This window comes from Comamonas sp. JNW, assembly GCF_003105075.1.
GTDB lineage: Bacteria > Pseudomonadota > Gammaproteobacteria > Burkholderiales > Burkholderiaceae_C > Comamonas > Comamonas squillarum.
In genome coordinates, this window is record NZ_QETI01000009.1 from 138,681 (window position 1) to 154,274 (window position 15,594).

Genomic DNA, 15,594 nt, shown 5'->3' on the forward strand with positions numbered 1-15,594 from the left:
ACATCGCCATGCCCTCCCCTATCCCCGCCCCTCCAACACCCAGCCTGCAGGCCGTCGGATTGCGCAAGACCTATGTCTCGGGCGCGATCCGCATCCAGGTCCTGCAGGATCTGTCGGTAGATTTGTACGCCGGCGAGCTGACCCTGATATCCGGCCCCTCGGGCTGCGGCAAAAGCACCTTGCTGTCGCTGATGTCGGGCCTGCTCACCCCCGATGACGGCCAGACCTTTGCGCTGGGCCAGAACCTGACGACCATGCCCGTGCGCGAGATGGAGCGCTTTCGGCTGCTGCACACCGGCTTTGTGTTCCAGGGCTTCAACCTGTTCCCGGCGCTGACGGCGCTCGAGCAGGTGCAGCTGCCGCTGGGCTACCTGGGCATGCGGCGCGCCGAGACCTTGAAGCGGGCCCAGGATGCGCTCGATGAAGTCGGCCTGTCCCACCGCGCCCACATGCGGCCAGCCGAGCTTTCGGGTGGCGAAAAGCAGCGTGTGGCCATTGCCCGGGCGCTGGCCAAGGCGCCCCAGCTCTTGTTCGCCGATGAGCCCACCAGTGCGCTGGATGCCGAGAGCGGACAACGGGTGATCGACATCCTTCACCGCGTCGCGCGCAGCCATGGCACCACGGTGCTGTGCGTCAGCCACGACCCGCGCCTGGTCGGGCACGCCGACCGCGTACTGAATATGGAAGACGGTGCCGTCTACAGCGACCGGCGCCAAAACACCCTGATGGAGAACCCCGCGTGACCAAGATTCCCGCAACCCCCTGGCCCTTGCCGCAGGCCTGGCAGGTGCTGGGCCTGCTCTGCCTGGCTGCAGGCGGGCTCGCCGGCTGCTCACCGGCATCGGACAGCCCCCCCGCGCCCAGCACCAGCCAGCAGCACCAAAGCCCGGTCGCCGTAGCCCGGGGCAAGATTGAGGTCGACGGTGGCCTGCTGGAGCTGGCCACCGCCATCGATGGCACCGTCCAGCAGATCGCCGTGCGCGAGGGCCAGCAGGTGCAGGCCGGCCAGCTGCTGCTCAAGGTCCAAGACGAAGACCTGCGCGCCGAGCTGGCCGTCGCCCAGTCCTCGTACCGCCTGGCCCAGGCCAAGCACAAGGCCCTGGCCGCCAAGCTGCCGCTGCTGCAGACCCAGCTCCAGCGCCTGCAGGCCGCCGCCCGCGATGGCGCAGCCGATCTGCAGGACGTGGACAACGCCCAGGCCGCGCTGCGCAATGCGCAGTCCGAGACCGAGGTGGCACAGGCCGAGGTGCAGCTGATGCAGACCAAGACCCAGCAGCTGCGCGAGCGCCAGCGCCTCTATGCGCTGCATGCGCCGGAAGCGGCCACCGTGGTGCATCTGCGCGCCCAGGTCGGCAGCCAGGTACATACCAGCCAGGCGGCAATGCGCCTGCTGCCGCTGCGCCCGCTGCGCATCCGCGCCGAGCTCAACGAGAGCTTTGCCGGCACGGTGCAAAAGGGCATGCGCGCCAGCGTGGTGCTGGACAACGACAGCGCCACCGCGCTGCCCGAGGCCCGGGTGCTGCGCATCAACCCCATGTACGGGCCGTCGACCTTGCAGGACGACGCCCAGCGCGGCCCGCTGCGCGTGGTCGAGTGCGTGCTCGAGTTCGAGACCGCCCCCATCCATGTGCGTGTAGGCCAGAACGTGAGAGTGAGCTTCCATGAATAAATACATGCTTGCGCAGGCGCCCGCTTGCCACAACACCACGGGCTGGATGGTCCAGTCCGACTTTGACGGCACGATCAGCCTGGTCGATGTCACTGACAGCCTGCTGCAGCGCTTTGGCCGGCCCGGCTGGACTGACCTGGAAGACGCCTGGGAGCGCGGCGAGATCGGCTCGCGCGCCTGCATGCAAGGCCAGGTCGCGCTGCTGGACATGAGCCAGCAGCAGCTGGACGCGCACCTGGACAGCATTGCGATCGACCCCGGCTTCCCCGGCTTTGTACAGGCAGCGCAGGCGCTGGGCCTGCGCGTGCAAGTGGTCAGCGACGGCATCGACTACGCCATCGAACATGTGCTGGCACGCCACGGCCTGGGCCATCTGGAGGTGATCGCCAACCGCCTGCTGCAGCAGGACACCCGCCGCTGGTCGCTGGAATCCCCCTGGGCCAGCCCGCACTGCAAGCGTGCCAGTGGCAACTGCAAATGCGAGCGCCTGGCCACGCAGAAAGCGCTGGCCGGCCGGGTGCTGTATGTGGGCGACAGCAGCTCGGACTTCTGCGTCTCGCACGAGGCCGACTATGTGCTGGCCAAGTACCGGCTGATCGGTCACTGCGAGCGCCATGGCATCGCCCATGCACCGTTCCAGGGTTTCAGCGATGCCACGCCCTGGCTCCTGCAGTTCATGCAGCAGCAGGAGGCCCTCGCATGAAGGCCAATGACGCACTCGCCCGCCATCTGGCCAGCCAACCCCAGGAAAGAGCGGCAGAAGCGGCCTTGCAGACGCTGTGCCTGACGCCCCATGAATTCGTCATGCCCGGCTCCGGCGCTGCCGCGCGCACCGGCGTGCTGTTGGTGCACGGCCTGACCGGCACCCCCGCCGAGATGCGCCTGCTGGCCAAGGGCCTTCACCGCGAAGGCTTTACCGTCTATGCGGTGCAACTGGCCGGCCACTGCGGCAGCATGCAGGACCTGGTGCAGACGCGCTGGACCGACTGGCTCGCCAGCGTGCAGTCGGCGCTGCTGCGCTTTGGGCCCCATGTCGACCGGGTCGTCGTCGGCGGCCTGTCGATGGGCGCCTTGCTGTCGCTGGCGGTAGCCACCTCCCACCCGCGCCAGGTGGCGGGGGTGGCTGCGCTGTCCACCACGTTCCGCTATGACGGCTGGAGCATTCCCAGCTACACCAAGCTGGCCTTTTTGCTGCCGCTGTTCCGCCTGCTGGGCATTGGCCGCCACCGCGTGTTCATGGAAGCACCGCCCTACGGCATCAAGGACGAGGCCTTGCGCGCCAGGGTTGTCGCGCAAATGCACGGTGGCGACAGCGCTGCCGCGGGCCTGCCCGGCAATCCCTGGTGGTCCATCATCGAGCTGCGCAGGCTCTCGGCCCATGTCCGCAGCCACCTGCGGGATTTGCGCGCGCCATGCCTGGCCATCCACGCCAAGGAAGACGACATCTCCCACCGCTCCAATGCCGAGGACATCGCCGCTGGCGCCGTCCATGCGCAGGTCGAGGTCGTGCTGCTCGACAACTGCTACCACATGATCACCATCGACCGCGAGCGCCGCACGGTGATCGCCAAGGTGCATGACTTTGTAGCCCGCCTTGGTGGCATACCAACACAGGCCGCCACCCATGGGCACTGAGATCAACCCCCTAGTCATCAGCCTGTGGCTGGTCAATGTGCTGGTCGACAGCGGCGGGCAGCTGGCTTTCAAGGCCGCCGCCAGCCAGACCCCGGGCACGGCCACCGGCATGGCGCACTGGCGCTTCATGCTCGTGCGCCCCTGGATCTGGATCGGCGGCGCCTGCTATGTGATCGAGTTTGTCGCCTGGCTGGCCTTTTTGTCGCTGGTGCCCCTGTCCGATGGCGTGCTGCTGGGCAGCATCAACATCGTGGCCATCATGGTGGCCGGGCGCATTCTGTTCAAGGAAAAGCTCGCACCGATGCGGGTCGCGGGCATTGTGCTCGTCTCCATTGGCGTGGCCGTCGTGGGCCTCAAGGGGTGATGGCATGAAGCGCTTCTACCTGGTCGGCTTTCTGGTGCTGATGGCCTTTGACACGCTGGCCCAGCTGAGCTTCAAGAAGGCGGGCGATGCCGCGCTGCCGCTGGAGTTCAGCCCCTCCTGGCTCTGGCGCGTGTTTGCCCAGCCCTGGATCTATGGCGCGCTGGTCGGCTATATCGGCGCCTTCTTCACCTGGATGCATCTGCTGCGGCGCGCGCCGGTCGGCCCGGCTTTTGCCGCCTCGCACCTGGAGATCATCTCGGTGCTGCTGCTGTCGCACTATCTGTTCCAGGAGACCATCGGCCTGCCCCAGATTCTGGGCTGCGCGTTCATCATCGCCGGCATTGCCTGCCTGGCGGTGAGCGAAGCCCAGGACCATGGCGCCGCCGAGCCGGCAGAGAAGTTGGCACAGGGCCCGGCGGACAGCGCGGCAGGCGCCAGCGCGGCCGCCCGCGGATGGCAGGCAACCGCCAGGGCCCCCAGCGATGACTGCGCGCCGCATCACGGTACCGCCCACCGCCGGCCTGCCACTGCAGCTGGGCGATCTGCGCCCCTGGGGGGACCCGCGGCTAGACCGGGCGCTGGCCACCTGGCTGGGCGTGGACGAGGTGCTGCTGGAGTGCTCGGGCACCTCCGCGCTGATGCTGGCATTGCGAACCCTGCAGCAGCGGGCCCCCGAGCGCTGCGAAGTCGTGGTGCCCGCCTACACCTGCCCGCTGGTGGCCATGGCTGTGGCGCAGTGCGGCCTGCAGCTGCGGCTGTGTGATCTGTCGCCCGACCGCCTGGACCTGGATGGCAACGCGCTCGACGCGCTGCTCAGCCACCGCACCCTGGCCGTGGTACCCACCCACCTGGGCGGCCGGGTGGCCGATGTCGCGAGCCTGCTGCCCCGCGCCCAGGCCTGCGGCGCCTATGTGATCGAAGACGCCGCCCAGGCCCTGGGCGCCCGCGTGCACGGCCGCAGCGTGGGCTTGCAGGGCGATATCGCGCTGTTCAGCCTGGCGGTGGGCAAAGGCCTGAGCACCTATGAAGGCGGCGTGCTGCTGGCACGCGAGCCGGTGCTGATGGCAGCGCTGCGCGCGCAGCACCAGCAATCCATACGGCCCCACCTCGCCTGGGAGCTGCGCCGCAGCCTGGCGCTGCTCGGATACACCGCAGCCTATCGGCCGGCGCTGCTGGACGCCGTCTACGGCGCCCCCTTGCGGCGCAGCCTGGCGCGGGGCGACTGGGTGGAGGCGGCCGGCGATGATTTTGACAGCCAGATCCCGCAGCACAGCCTGGGCGCCGGGCGCCAGCGCGTAGCCCTGCGCGCACTGGTGCGGCTGCGTGGGCACTGGGAGCAGGCCCAGCAGCAGGCGCAGCAGCGCATCACTCAGCTGCGCGCCCTGCCGGGTTTGGAGGTGGTGGACGATGCCGCGCCCCAGGCGCAGGGCATCTGGCCGGTGATTCTGCTGCGCCTGCCCAGCGCCGCCCAGCGCGATGCGCTGATGCAGGCGCACTGGGCGAGCGGCTGGGGCCTGTCGCTGCCCTTCAGCCAGGTGCTGCCCGACTACGCGCGCTACGCGCCCCTGCTGGGCGAGGCCCTGCACGACCCGGTGCCGCAGGCCCGCGACTGGGCGCAGCGCCTGCTGGCCATCAGCAACAGCGCCTGGCTCAGCGATGCGCTGTTTGCCCAGCTGCTGGCGGCGCTGACGCGGACGCTGACAAGGCCGCCAGCAGCCGCTGGTTGAGCGCATGCTGCCCTGCCTGGGCCTGCGCCAGCGCCTGTGCATCCATGGCCGTGTCCTGCCCATCACCGGCACTCAGCCAGCGCTTCCACCAGGTGGCATAGCGCCACGAAGACACATCGCCGGTGATATCGCTGCCCACGAGCTGGCCCTCCAGCGCTGCAATGATGCCCAGCGCCTGCGCCTCGCGCATCTGGCCCTGGTCCCAGTTGGTGGTGACCACGTCGGTGGCAAACACATCCTTGTCGATGCTCAGGTAGGTGCTTTGGCGCTCGCGCGCCAGGGTTGCCGTCAAGGCATCGGTCAACGCATCGAGGCTGGGGAACGCGCGAAAGGAGGCCGACAGGCCCAGGCGCCGCGCCCAGCCCGTGTCCACGCCGCAGCTCCAGTAGCTGAGCTTGCCGCCACGCAGCGGGCCCAGGTAGTTCTCCCAGGCATGGCCGGCGCCAATGTCAGCGGAGGTGATGCCCGCCACATGCACATGCGCTACTGCCGGGTGCATGGCAATGCGCCGCACCCAGGAGCCGCAGTGCACGCCCCAGGGAAAGCGCATGTTGTCGGGGTGGTTGTCCAGCACCACCACGCGCAGCGGGCGCGCCGCTGTGTAGCCCTGGCGCGCGATGCAGTGCTCGATCAGCAGCCAGGACAGGTGGTGGAAATCGCCACTGCCCATCCAGGCCGTGCCATGCTGCGCGGGCAGCTGCGCCTGCACATGGCGGCGGAACTGCTGGTAGCGGCCCAGCGATGACCCAAAACGGATCGCCTCCTGCCAGTCGCCCAGCGGCAGCCGCAGCTCGCCGGCCAAGGGGCCGACAGAGCCATCGACATCGAGCACCAAGGGGGTCATCGCTGCTCCTGCCATGCGCGGTCACTTTCAAAATGCCGGGAAAACCGCCGCCCCAAGGCCCGAAGCAGCGGGTTGCGGATGTAGACCGCATGCTGGGTAAACGTGAAGCTGGCGCCCAATTGCGCCTTGACCTCGGGATCGGTCCAGCCGGCCACATAGTGTGACAGGCCGCATTCGAGCGCATATTCCAGGTTCACCATCCAGCTGACGAAGTACAGGTTGGTCTGGCGCGCACGCGGGTAGGACAGGCCGATGTATTTGTCGACCAGGCGCCCATCATGGGCAAAGCACAGGTTCCAGCCCAGCAGGGCACCATCCTGCGCATCGCGGTACTCGAACACCAGGCCCTGGTTGCTGGCGTCGCGCAGCACCGCGGCAAAAAAGCTGCGTGTGAGCTTGTCGAAATGCAGCGTGCTTTGTGCATACACGGCCTCGAACAGCGCGTAGTAGGCATCGACCAGCTGCTCGTCGGCAAAGGCCGGGCCGGTGGGAATGCGGCGGATCTGCAGCTGGCTGCGGCTCTTGAGCTTGCGGCGCAGGTCGGAGCGCCGGTTCTTCGACAGCCGCGCCAGGTAGGCATCGATGCGCTCGAAATCGATAGGGACATAGGCCAGCGCCTGGCCTTCGACCAGGATGAAGCCCTGGTGCTGGAGCGCCTGGGCCAGCCGGCGGGCATCGGCATTGTCGGCCGGGGGCAGCAGCGGCGAGTCCTGCGGCAGGTCCTTGACGACGGTCAGCATGCAGCGCCCCGCGTGGCGGCGCAGCTCACCAGCGAGCTTGTCCATCGCCACCTCCGGGGGCAGCACCAGGTACTCGCTCAGGGTCGAGCCGACAAAATCGGTGCGCAGCCGCAAGCGCTGCGCCAGCCAGGCACCGCCGGGCAGCCGTAGCACCCAGCGCTTGACGGCCGCGTCGGCCGTGGTCAGCAGATCGAAGGGCGCGCGAAAGGCCGGAAACGGCCGGTCCGAGCGCACCACAAAGCCCTCGGGCGGATGCGCGGCAAACTGCCCGATCAGTGCCGAGGGCTCCAACTGGTTGCGCGCAGGGCGCAGTGGCTCGCTCAAGCGCAGGACCGCTTGGCCAGGCTGATCAGCTGGTCGAGCAGCACCAGCGCTTCGTCGATCTCGCTGCGGCTGATCATCAGCGATGGCGCGAAGGTGATCACGTTCTTGTAGTAGCCGCCCACGTCCAGCACCAGGCCGCGTCGTTGGCCCTGGTATTCGAGCTTGCCTTCGAGGCCCAGGTCCACCATCTTGTCGAGCAGCGCCTTGTTGGGGGTAAAGCCGTCTGCTGTGCAGATCTCGGCGCGCAGCGCCAGGCCCATGCCGTCGACATCGCCGATTTCCGGGTGGCGCTTTTGCAGCTGGCGCAGACCATCGAGGAAATAGGCCCCCGACTCGCGCACCTGGCGGCCAAAGTCCATCTCGTGCGTCATCTTCATCACTTCCAGGCCCAGCGCCGTGCCCAGCGGGTTGGAGGCAAAGGTCGAATGGGTCGAGCCTGGCGGGAACACCGTGGGGTTGATCAGCTCTTCACGGGCCCACAGGCCCGACAGCGCGTTCAAGCCATTGGTCAGCGCCTTGGCAAACACCAGCACATCGGGCTTGACGCCAAAGTTCTCCATCGACCACAGCGTGCCGGTGCGCCAGAAGCCCATCTGGATTTCGTCGACCACCATCAGCACGCCATGGTCGTCGAGCACCTTCTTGAGGCCCTTGAAGAAATTGGGCGGTGGCACGACGTAGCCGCCGGTGCCCTGGATCGGCTCCACATAGAAGGCCGCGTACTCGCACTGCTGGGTCTTGGGATCCCAGACGGCGTGGTATTCGTTCTCGAACTTGCGCGCAAACTCCTGCACGATGGACTCCGCATATTCTTCGGAGGTCATGCCCTTGGGGCGGCGGAAGGGGTAGGGGAAGGGAATGAACTGCGCGCGGTCGCTGAAGTGGCCAAAGCGGCGGCGGTAGCGGTAGCTGGAGGTGATGCTCGACGCCCCCAGGGTGCGGCCATGGTAGCCACCTTCAAACGCGAACATCAGGCTTTTGCCATGGGTGGCATTGCGCACGACCTTGAGCGAATCCTCAATCGCCTGGGCACCGCCCACATTGAAGTGCACGCGGCCTGGCATGCCCCATTTTTTCTCGGCATCTTGCGCAATGAACTTGGCCAGCTCGATCTTGGTCGGGTGCAGGTACTGGCTGGCCACCTGGGGCAGCTCGCGCAACTGCTCGATCATCTTGTCTTCCAGGCGCTTGTTCTTGTAGCCGAAGTTGACGGCCGAGTACCACATCTGCAAATCCAGGTAAGGCGTGCCGGCCTGGTCAAACATGTAGCTGCCCTCGCAGCCGCTGAAGATCTTGGGGGGGTTGACGTAGTGAACGGTGTCGCCAAAAGAGCAGTATTGGGCTTCGTCAGCCAGCAGTTGTTCGGTATTGAAAGTCACGGCACAGGGCTCCAGTTTTGAGTGCCGCCAGTCTGGCCCTGCAATGTTGTGGCTCCGCCTACATTGTTTGTAGGATTGATGGAGATCTTGCCCGCTTGATGGAGCACGGCCTGCGCCCGGTTTGGCGCTGGCCGATACTGGGTGTACCATGGTCGCAACCAGGGCGCCCCCAGAGGCGGCCCGTGCATTTGAGCCGCAGACATCCTATCCATGAATAGTCCACACAAACGTTTTTCGATGATTCGCGAGTTCCACCTCGCTGACTGGTTCACCTTGGGCAATGCCGTCTGCGGCGTGGGCGCGCTGTTCTCGGCGATGACCTTTCTGGAGACCTCGGACCGCCGACACATCTACTTTGCCGCCGCCCTGGTGCTGGCCGCGCTGGTCTTCGACATCTTTGATGGCCGCATTGCGCGCTGGCGGCAAAAGTCGTCGGCGATGGGGCGCGAGCTCGATTCGCTCGCCGATGTGATCTCGTTCGGTGTGGCGCCAGCCATCATTGCCTATGCCTGCGGCATGCAAGGCCTGTGGGACCGCATTGTGCTGGGCTACTTTGTGGCCTGCGGCGTCTCGCGCCTGGCCCGCTACAACGTGACCGCAGAATCACTGTCAGAGGGGCCATCGGGCAAGGTCAAGTACTTTGAAGGCACCCCCATCCCCACCTCGATCGTGCTGGTCGCTTTGCTGGCATTGGCCGCCGCGATGAATGCGGTGCGCGCCGATCTGTGGTTTGGCAAGCTGCTGATCGGCGGCTTCACCTTGCACCCGCTGGTGCTGCTGTTTGCGGTCTCGGGCTCGCTGATGATCAGCCGCATCAAGATCCCCAAGCTGTAAGAACCTGTTCAAAGTCCCTACGCAGCCGCGTTGGAGTGCAATCGGGATGAGTTCGAAGGGGTGGAACGCAGCTTGCACCGGGGTGCAAGCAAGAGCCAGCGCGCAGAAATCGCCCGATTTCACTCCAACCCGTAGGGACAGTGGCTTTGTGGGCGCCCGGCAAGGGGTGCCGGACTAGGGCCGCCCGGGCAGGGGCGGTCTGCATTGTTGCAAATCCTCGCAATAGCTGGGCTATTGCTGCGGTGTTGCGCGGCTGGGCGCCCCCCCTAGCATCTCCTCCCACAAAGACACTGTCGCGGCGCGAGGGGTTCTATGCACTTGGGCGCAAGGCCCAAGCCTGCCTCACATCCCGCGAATATGCTCCACATGCGCCAGCAGTGAGCGCTTGGCCACCGGCCACAGCCGCTCGGGCGTGTCGGCATAGGCGATCGCCACCCAGTCTTCCGGCGTGCCATCGGGCGCCTGGGCCATGGCATGGCGCACCTTCTCTTCGCGCGCCATGCGGTGCGCATGCAGCTTGGCAATCACCTGCAGCGGCTGGGCCAGCACATAGCCATGGGCCGGCAGGATAAAGCCGATCTGCCCTTGCTCGCAGGCGCTGGCCAGCTTGGCGAGCGATGCCAGGTAGAGGCGCATATTGCCGTCGGGCGGGTCCACCACCGTCGTGCTGCCGTTCAGGATATGGTCGCCGCTGAACAGCAGGCCGTCTTCTTCCAGCACCAGGCAGACATGGTTAGCCGCATGGCCTGGCGTGTGCAGCACGCGCAGGCTGTGGCTGCGCGCCGGGTCGCTAGGGTGTGCCAGCTGCAGCACCTGGCCGTCCTGCAGCGCCTGGTCCGGCGTGAACTGGCTGCCGGCCCTTGCAGTGCAGGCAGAAGCCAGCCCCCAGATCACAGGTTTGCTGCGCCCTGCCTGGGCCACCAGCGCCTGCAGCGGCGCCGCGCCCGGTGAGTGGTCGGGATGCGAATGGGTGCAGACGATGGCGCGGATATCGCCCCCGGTGGCGGCCAGGATGCGCGCCAGGTGTGGGTCGTCCTGCGGCTGCGGCTTGGGGCCGGGGTCGACCACGATGTAGCCGGTCTCGGCATCACCGACCAGATAGGTGTTGGTGCCCGGGCCGGTCATCGTGCCGCCGTTGTCGGCCGTCAGGCGCTGCACGTTCTTCAACAGCGGCACCGGCTGAGCGCTCTGCCAGCCCAGCGCATGGTGCAACTGGCCATCGGGGCAGACCAGGGCCAGCTCGCCATAGGCAGTCTCATGCTCCATAAAACGCCGCACCTCGCCATCGACCATCGCGCCACGCGGCATCGACTGCCACAGCCATTGGCCCGGCTGCACCTGCTGCAGCGCCTGCAGCACATCAAGCAGCGCCTGCACCGTGGGGTAGGCGGCCAGGCGCTCCAGGGTGACCCGGGTGGGGAACATCACCGTCATCTGCCCATCGGCTGCGCGCTGCAAGGCCTGCGCGGGGTGCACCCACAGCGCCTCGAACTGTTCGGTGTCGTCGGTGACCGGTTCCTGGCCCTCGGGCATGCGTGCCACGAAGAAGGGCACATCAAAGCGGATCGGTATTTCCTGCGCGGCCGTCCATCGTGCCAGCGGCCACAGCATATCGGCCGCCAAGGTCAGCCCCAGCGCCGCGCACTGGGGCAGCAGCGGCTGGCTGCGGTCCATGCCCGCCACCTCGGCCTGGCTGGCCCAGCGGCCATCGGCGTGGCGGGCCAGCAGCACGCCCATCTCCTCCAGGCTCTCGCGGATCGCGGCCTGGGCATAGGTCAGCTCCTCGGTGGTCTGCGCCGTGCGGCGCGCCAGCAGGTCGTGGTGCAGGGCATCGCTGGCATCGACGGCGCCACCGGGGAACACATAGTGCCCCGCCGCAAAGCGGGCCTGGTCGGAGCGGCGCGACATCAGCACCTCCAGCCGCGTCGCACCCGGCCCGCCTTGGGGGTCTGGCGCATCGCGCAGGAACAAGGCCGTGGCGGCTGCGCGGGCCGGTGCGGGCTCGCGTTGGGCATGGAGAAGCTGGCTGGAACGGGTCATGGGGCCATTATCAACACTTGCATGGCCGGGCTGTGTCACCGGCAGGGCGGGCGGGGCTGGCGCAGGCCCCAGACTGTCCGCATCTGCAACCTTGGCGCACGCCACGGTTGACAGCTTCTTGCGCCCTCTGCCCCGTTGCGCATCGGACCGGGCCCAAAAAGCGATAATAGCCAGATGGACATCCGTTTTACCAAGATGCAAGGCGCCGGCAATGATTTTGTCGTGCTCGACGAGACCGCCGGCCCGCTGGGTCTGCGTGCCGACCAGTACCGCTTTCTGGCCGACCGCCATTTTGGCGTGGGCGCCGACCAGATCCTGACGGTGCGGCCCTCGCCCGCCCCTGGGATCGATTTCGAATACCTGATCCACAACGCCGATGGCGGCGAGGTGGAGCAATGCGGCAATGGCGCGCGCTGTTTTGCCCGTTTTGTGTATGACAAGGGCCTGACCGACAAGCAGGCGATCCGGGTCCAGACCCAAAAAGGCGTGATCGCCCCCGAGTTGATGGCCGATGGCCGCGTCACCGTCAACATGGGCCAGCCACGCCTGGTGCCAGAAGACGTCCCCTTCAACACCAGCGGCCTCACGCCGGTGGCCCAGCACCACACGCAGAAATGGCCGTTGGCGCTGCAGGTGCCGGTCGATCCAACTACCGTGTTCATCGTGCCCGTGTCCATGGGCAACCCGCATGCGGTGATGCTGGTCGACGATGTGGATACCGCGCCGGTCGAATCCCAAGGCCCGGTACTGGAATCCCACCCGCGCTTTCCCGAGCGCGTGAATGTCGGCTTTTTGCAGGTGCAAACGGCGCATCAGGTGCGGCTGCGGGTGTTCGAGCGCGGCACCGGCGAGACCCTGGCCTGCGGCACCGGCGCCTGCGCGGCGGTGGTGGCCGGCATTGAGCTGGGCCTGCTGCAAAGCCCGGTGGATGTGCAGACCCGGGGCGGCCTGCTGACCATTGCCTGGAGCGGCCAGGCCGCCGACCCGGTGATGATGACCGGCCCGGCCACGACGGTGTTCGAAGGTGAGATCAGCATTCCGGACTAGTCTTAGCGCGGCATACTGCGGTGACCGAACGAGGAGACGGCGAACAGCCGATACGAGAGAGACCGATGAGCGCAAACAACCAGGTTCCCCCCATTACCGAAGAAGACATCGCCGAGTTCCTGGTGCAGACACCGGATTTCTTCGAGCGCCAGGCCCAGGTACTGACCGGCGTGCACATGGTCAGCCCCTACGGCAACCGCACCGTCAGCCTGCAGGAGCGCCAGGCCGAGATGCTGCGCGACAAGATCAAGGGCCTGGAGCACCGCATCATGGACATGATGCGCAACGGCAGCCAGAACCACCACACCATCGACCGCATCCACCACTGGACCTGCGATGTGGTCAAGACCCGCAACCCGCTGCAGCTGCCCGAGGTGATTGCCGAGAGCTTGATGCAGCACTTCGAGGTGCCCCAGGTGGCGCTGCGTCTGTGGGATGTGGCCGAGACCTACCTGAACGAGCCCTTTGCCCAGGGCGTGAGCGCCGATGCCCGCAGCTTTGCCAGCTCGCTGTCCACCCCCTACTGCGGCCCCAATGTTGGCGTCGAGCCGGCCGGCTGGCTGCCCGACAGCGCCCAGGTGCAGTCGGTGGTGCTGCTGCCGCTGCGCGATGGCGCCATCCTGGGCGACACGCCTGCCTGGGGCCTGCTGGTACTGGGCTCGCCCGATCCGGCCCGCTTCCAGGCCGACATGGACACCGACCTGCTCGAGCGCATTGGCGAGATTGCCGCCAGCGTGCTCTGCCGCCTGCGCTAGTTCCCATGGACACCGCCGCGCTCAGCGCCCCCATGCTCCAGTACCTGGAGCATGTGCGCGTGCAAAAGCGGCTGGCGCCACGCACCCACACGCTCTACACGCTGGATTTGCAGCGCCTGTCGGCCATGGCGGCCGAAGCCCATACCGAGGTGCTGCAGCTCGGCCCCCAGCACATCCGCCGCTTTGTCGCGCAGATGCATGCGGCTGGCCGCAGCGGCCGGGGCATTGCGCTGATCTTGAGCGGCTGGCGCGGCTTTTTTACCTGGGCCGGCCGCGAAGGCCTGGTCGAGCGCAACCCGGTGCAGGATGTGCGCGCCCCCAAATCCCCCAAGCCACTGCCCAAGGCCTTGTCGGTCGACGATGCGGTGCGCTTTGCCGAAACCAGCCAGGCCCAGGGCGACCCCTGGGTGCAGGCGCGCGACAGCGCGATGGTCGAGCTGCTCTATGGCAGCGGCCTGCGTGTGGGCGAGCTGGTGGGCCTGGATACCGCCGCCAGCGTGCAGGCGCTGGGCTGGATCGATAGGGACGCAGCCGAGGCCCATGTGCTGGGCAAGGGCAGCAAGCGCCGCGTGGTGCCGGTGGGCAAGGCCGCGCTGGCCGCGCTGCAGGCTTGGCTGGCCGTGCGCGACCAGGTGGCGCCCTGCGATGCGGCGCTGTTCATCGGCGTGCGCGGCGCCCGCCTCTCGGCCGCCAGCGTCTGGCAGCGCCTGCGCGAGCGCAGCCTGGTTGCCGGCATGACCACCCCCGTGCACCCGCATATGCTGCGCCACTCCTTTGCCAGCCATGTGCTGCAGTCCAGCCAGGATTTGCGCGCCGTCCAGGAGCTGCTGGGCCACGCCAGCATCACCACCACCCAGGTTTATACCCGGCTGGATTTTCAGCACTTGGCCCAGGTCTACGACCAGGCCCATCCGCGCGCCCGTAAAAAGGACTGAGTCCGCCGAGCTCAAAAAGACAAAACGGCCACCGATCTACATCGGTGGCCGTTTTATTCAAGATCAAAGTGTGAAGTCTGCCGATAAGCCGGATTCTGTGCACCTGGGTTGCCCCAGGCGTGACCGCCATTACTCTGGGCCGGGTGTCGCCACCACGGCTCGACGCTACCTACCCGCCAACTCTGCGGAACCACATCAACGCTGGCCTACTTGGTATTGCTGCGCGTAGAGATTGCCCGTTTCACCCCGGGTGGTTTACCTTGCGGTACGCCCCCCGGACTCGTCTCTGTTGCTCTGATCCTCACCTCACGGTGGGCAGCCGTTAGCTGCTACGCTGTCCTGTGCAGTCCGGACGTTCCTCCAGTGCGGCCTTTCGGCACTAGCACCAGCGGCGGTCTGGCAGGCTTCACAGGCGTGATTATTCCACCGAATGGCGCCCGCCCGCGCGAGCCGCGCAAAAACTGCAGGCCGCCGCCGGGGTAAACGCAGTGTTGCCGCCCTACTCCGCCACCGCGCTGCTGAACTCACGCCGGAACTGCTCGGGCGGCATGCCCGCTGCGCGCTGGAACATCGCGATAAAGGCCGAGGCCGTGCTGTAGCCAAGGTCAAAGGCAATCTCCTGCACCGTCCGGCCCTGGCCCAGCGCATCCACCGCGCAAAGGTGGCGCAGGCGCTGGCGCCATTCGGCCAGGCCCATGCCCAGCTCCTGGTGGCAGTGGCGCGCCAAGGTGCGCTCGGTCATATGCACCGAGGCCGCCCACTCGGCCATCGTGCGGCGGCTGCCGGGCTCGGCCTTGAGGGCATCGAGCACGCTGACGAGCGCCCGGGTCTGGGCGGCGGGCAAAAAACTGTGCTCTGAGGGCGCCAGCCGCAGCTGGTCCACCATCACTTCGGCCAGGCGCAGGTCCTCGGGCGCCGCGGGCCGGCGTATGTCGCGCTGGGCCAGATCGGCCAGGATGCTGCGCACGATGGCGCTGATGCGCAGGATGCAGGCCTGCTGGGGCAGGCCCGTGCACAGCGCTGGCTGCACATAAAACGAGCGGTAGACGGCAGCCTGCGGCACATAGCAGTTGTGCTCGACGGCCGGCGGTATCCAGATGCCGTACTGCGGCGGCGCCACCAGCTGCCGGCCCTGGGTGACGATGGTCATCGTGCCATGCGAGGTGTAGTTCAGATGGCCCAGCCGGTGGCGGTGCGCATCGGCAAAACTGCCGGCGGCAAACTCGTCGTAGCGCACCAGATAGGGTGCGGTCTCCTGGTCCACGTCGTAGATCTTCAGTGCCTGGCCTGTCGCCATCGTG

At 67.2% G+C, this 15,594-nt stretch carries 15 protein-coding genes, 1 other RNA gene and 1 pseudogene; 11 read left to right on the forward strand and 6 right to left on the reverse strand.

What is annotated here, in order from left to right; genetic code table 11:
- The first annotated feature begins 8 nt into the window (after nucleotides 1-8).
- The 7 genes and pseudogenes from DCO45_RS14645 to DCO45_RS14675 all read left to right on the forward strand — a co-directional run bounded on the left by DCO45_RS14645 (nucleotide 9) and on the right by DCO45_RS14675 (nucleotide 5,395).
- Entirely contained in the window at nucleotides 9-743 is a 735-nt protein-coding gene (locus tag DCO45_RS14645; protein ID WP_116926506.1) for an ABC transporter ATP-binding protein, read from the forward strand.
- Nucleotides 740-1,669, forward strand: a complete 930-nt coding sequence (locus DCO45_RS14650; protein WP_232539442.1) for an HlyD family efflux transporter periplasmic adaptor subunit — start codon at nucleotides 740-742, stop codon at nucleotides 1,667-1,669. The genes DCO45_RS14645 and DCO45_RS14650 overlap by 4 nt, the downstream gene beginning before the upstream one ends.
- Entirely contained in the window at nucleotides 1,662-2,372 is a 711-nt protein-coding gene (locus DCO45_RS14655) for an MtnX-like HAD-IB family phosphatase (protein WP_243419363.1), read from the forward strand. The genes DCO45_RS14650 and DCO45_RS14655 overlap by 8 nt, the downstream gene beginning before the upstream one ends.
- A complete protein-coding gene (locus DCO45_RS14660) occupies nucleotides 2,369-3,304 on the forward strand; it encodes an alpha/beta fold hydrolase (RefSeq protein ID WP_116926507.1) in 936 nt (311 codons plus the stop codon). The genes DCO45_RS14655 and DCO45_RS14660 overlap by 4 nt, the downstream gene beginning before the upstream one ends.
- On the forward strand, nucleotides 3,294-3,668 hold the full coding sequence (locus tag DCO45_RS14665) for an EamA family transporter (RefSeq protein WP_116926508.1): 375 nt from the start codon (nucleotides 3,294-3,296) through the stop codon (nucleotides 3,666-3,668). The genes DCO45_RS14660 and DCO45_RS14665 overlap by 11 nt, the downstream gene beginning before the upstream one ends.
- A gap of 40 nt (nucleotides 3,669-3,708) precedes the next feature.
- A pseudogene (locus DCO45_RS14670) lies at nucleotides 3,709-4,008 on the forward strand (EamA family transporter); the annotation flags it as partial.
- 142 nt (nucleotides 4,009-4,150) lie between these two features.
- The gene (locus DCO45_RS14675; RefSeq protein ID WP_116926509.1) at nucleotides 4,151-5,395 is read left to right on the forward strand and encodes a DegT/DnrJ/EryC1/StrS family aminotransferase; all 1,245 of its coding nucleotides are present in this window, start codon (nucleotides 4,151-4,153) and stop codon (nucleotides 5,393-5,395) included.
- Here DCO45_RS14675 and DCO45_RS14680 read toward each other — a convergent pair.
- The 3 genes from DCO45_RS14680 to DCO45_RS14690 are packed head-to-tail and all read right to left on the reverse strand — an operon-like array spanning nucleotide 5,319 to nucleotide 8,682.
- Nucleotides 5,319-6,239, reverse strand: coding sequence for a hypothetical protein (locus DCO45_RS14680; protein WP_243419364.1), 921 nt, complete (start codon nucleotides 6,237-6,239; stop codon nucleotides 5,319-5,321). The two genes, DCO45_RS14675 and DCO45_RS14680, sit on opposite strands and share 77 nt — an antisense overlap.
- Nucleotides 6,236-7,303, reverse strand: a complete 1,068-nt coding sequence (locus tag DCO45_RS14685) for a GNAT family N-acetyltransferase (protein ID WP_243419365.1) — start codon at nucleotides 7,301-7,303, stop codon at nucleotides 6,236-6,238. The genes DCO45_RS14680 and DCO45_RS14685 overlap by 4 nt, the downstream gene beginning before the upstream one ends.
- A complete protein-coding gene (locus tag DCO45_RS14690; RefSeq protein WP_116926511.1) occupies nucleotides 7,300-8,682 on the reverse strand; it encodes an aminotransferase class III-fold pyridoxal phosphate-dependent enzyme in 1,383 nt (460 codons plus the stop codon). Before DCO45_RS14690 ends, DCO45_RS14685 begins: the two co-directional genes overlap by 4 nt.
- Before the next feature lie 210 nt (nucleotides 8,683-8,892).
- Between DCO45_RS14690 and pssA the strand changes: the two genes are divergently transcribed.
- Complete coding sequence (gene pssA, locus DCO45_RS14695; RefSeq protein ID WP_027011044.1) at nucleotides 8,893-9,516, forward strand: CDP-diacylglycerol--serine O-phosphatidyltransferase; 624 nt, start codon at nucleotides 8,893-8,895, stop codon at nucleotides 9,514-9,516.
- A gap of 342 nt (nucleotides 9,517-9,858) precedes the next feature.
- On the opposite strand, the gene DCO45_RS14700 is transcribed toward pssA, so the two are convergent.
- Entirely contained in the window at nucleotides 9,859-11,556 is a 1,698-nt protein-coding gene (locus tag DCO45_RS14700; RefSeq protein WP_116926512.1) for an MBL fold metallo-hydrolase, read from the reverse strand.
- A 174-nt stretch (nucleotides 11,557-11,730) separates the two neighbouring features.
- On the opposite strand from DCO45_RS14700, the gene dapF reads away from it, so the two are divergent.
- The 3 genes from dapF to DCO45_RS14715 all read left to right on the forward strand — a co-directional run bounded on the left by dapF (nucleotide 11,731) and on the right by DCO45_RS14715 (nucleotide 14,293).
- On the forward strand, nucleotides 11,731-12,603 hold the full coding sequence (gene dapF, locus DCO45_RS14705; protein WP_116926513.1) for a diaminopimelate epimerase: 873 nt from the start codon (nucleotides 11,731-11,733) through the stop codon (nucleotides 12,601-12,603).
- 65 nt (nucleotides 12,604-12,668) lie between these two features.
- The gene (locus DCO45_RS14710; protein WP_116926514.1) at nucleotides 12,669-13,358 is read left to right on the forward strand and encodes a DUF484 family protein; all 690 of its coding nucleotides are present in this window, start codon (nucleotides 12,669-12,671) and stop codon (nucleotides 13,356-13,358) included.
- A 5-nt stretch (nucleotides 13,359-13,363) separates the two neighbouring features.
- A complete protein-coding gene (locus DCO45_RS14715; protein ID WP_116926515.1) occupies nucleotides 13,364-14,293 on the forward strand; it encodes a tyrosine recombinase XerC in 930 nt (309 codons plus the stop codon).
- 68 nt (nucleotides 14,294-14,361) lie between these two features.
- On the opposite strand, the gene rnpB is transcribed toward DCO45_RS14715, so the two are convergent.
- Nucleotides 14,362-14,701, reverse strand: an RNA gene (rnpB, locus tag DCO45_RS14720) — RNase P RNA component class A.
- A gap of 91 nt (nucleotides 14,702-14,792) precedes the next feature.
- The gene (locus tag DCO45_RS14725) at nucleotides 14,793-15,590 is read right to left on the reverse strand and encodes a helix-turn-helix transcriptional regulator (RefSeq protein WP_116926564.1); all 798 of its coding nucleotides are present in this window, start codon (nucleotides 15,588-15,590) and stop codon (nucleotides 14,793-14,795) included.
- Between the last annotated feature and the right edge of the window lie 4 nt (nucleotides 15,591-15,594).

Coding starts and splice junctions, on each gene's coding strand:
- pssA (WP_027011044.1), top strand. CDS start 8,893: ATGAATAGTCCACACAAACGTTTTTCGATGATTCGCGAGTTCCACCTC.
- DCO45_RS14680 (WP_243419364.1), bottom strand. CDS start 6,239: ATGACCCCCTTGGTGCTCGATGTCGATGGCTCTGTCGGCCCCTTGGCC.
- DCO45_RS14655 (WP_243419363.1), top strand. CDS start 1,662: ATGAATAAATACATGCTTGCGCAGGCGCCCGCTTGCCACAACACCACG.
- DCO45_RS14715 (WP_116926515.1), top strand. CDS start 13,364: ATGGACACCGCCGCGCTCAGCGCCCCCATGCTCCAGTACCTGGAGCAT.
- DCO45_RS14710 (WP_116926514.1), top strand. CDS start 12,669: ATGAGCGCAAACAACCAGGTTCCCCCCATTACCGAAGAAGACATCGCC.
- dapF (WP_116926513.1), top strand. CDS start 11,731: ATGGACATCCGTTTTACCAAGATGCAAGGCGCCGGCAATGATTTTGTC.
- DCO45_RS14645 (WP_116926506.1), top strand. CDS start 9: ATGCCCTCCCCTATCCCCGCCCCTCCAACACCCAGCCTGCAGGCCGTC.
- DCO45_RS14725 (WP_116926564.1), bottom strand. CDS start 15,590: ATGGCGACAGGCCAGGCACTGAAGATCTACGACGTGGACCAGGAGACC.
- DCO45_RS14660 (WP_116926507.1), top strand. CDS start 2,369: ATGAAGGCCAATGACGCACTCGCCCGCCATCTGGCCAGCCAACCCCAG.
- DCO45_RS14665 (WP_116926508.1), top strand. CDS start 3,294: ATGGGCACTGAGATCAACCCCCTAGTCATCAGCCTGTGGCTGGTCAAT.
- DCO45_RS14700 (WP_116926512.1), bottom strand. CDS start 11,556: ATGACCCGTTCCAGCCAGCTTCTCCATGCCCAACGCGAGCCCGCACCG.
- DCO45_RS14675 (WP_116926509.1), top strand. CDS start 4,151: ATGACTGCGCGCCGCATCACGGTACCGCCCACCGCCGGCCTGCCACTG.